At 38.9% G+C, this 723-nt stretch carries 1 pseudogene; it reads right to left on the bottom strand.

Annotation, left to right across the window (positions count from 1 at the left end):
* Positions 1 to 197: 197 nt before the first annotated feature.
* A pseudogene (locus D5R40_RS33560) lies at positions 198 to 467 on the bottom strand (adenosylhomocysteinase); the annotation flags it as partial.
* Positions 468 to 723 lie beyond the last annotated feature (256 nt).

The following is a 723-nucleotide window of genomic DNA, read 5'->3' as shown; positions in this document are numbered from 1 at the left end:
GAGGACTGACTCCTCCGTCGTTATTTATTTTATAACTGTTCAACCGGACATGATATTACACCAACAGACATAATATTAATCAGTGATCGCTGATTGTATTCCGGTCTCTCACGGCCAGTTTTGCTGGCAATTTTCCAGACCACTTAACATATATTGGCATGAATGTCAAAATAAATTTTGTCGTATTAACACTCTTGATCGACTTCTGTAAAATTAGCTATACTGGCAATTAATACAGCATCAGCACCAGCATTTTTGAGAGCGATCGCTAAATGAGCAGTTTCGGTTGTCACATGACAGCAAGCTGCTAATTTAATTCCGCTTAATGGCTTTTCTTTGGCGAAGCGTTCTTGAATTTGGCGTAGAACAGGCATTTCTCGGCCTGCCCACTCGATTCTTTGTTTTCCTAGAGGAGCTAGGGACTGGTCTTTAACTTCGTGTTTAATTTGGACGGGTGTTGCAACCATTCAGTTGTTTCCTTGTGTTTCCTTAAAATTTTATTCTTCGCCAGTATAGCTAATTTTACAGAAGTCGATCAAGAGTGTTAATACGACAAAATTTATTTTGACATTCATGCCAATATATGTTAAGTGGTCTGGAAAATTGCCAGCAAAACTGGCCGTGAGAGACCGGAATACAATCAGCGATCACTGATTAATATTATGTCTGTTGGTGTAATATCATGTCCGGTTGAACAGTTATAAAATAAATAACGACGGAGGA

Source organism: Okeania hirsuta (assembly GCF_003838195.1).
Lineage (GTDB): Bacteria > Cyanobacteriota > Cyanobacteriia > Cyanobacteriales > Microcoleaceae > Okeania > Okeania hirsuta.
Note: the sequence above shows the minus strand (reverse complement) of the source record. Positions and strands in the feature narration are given on the sequence as shown.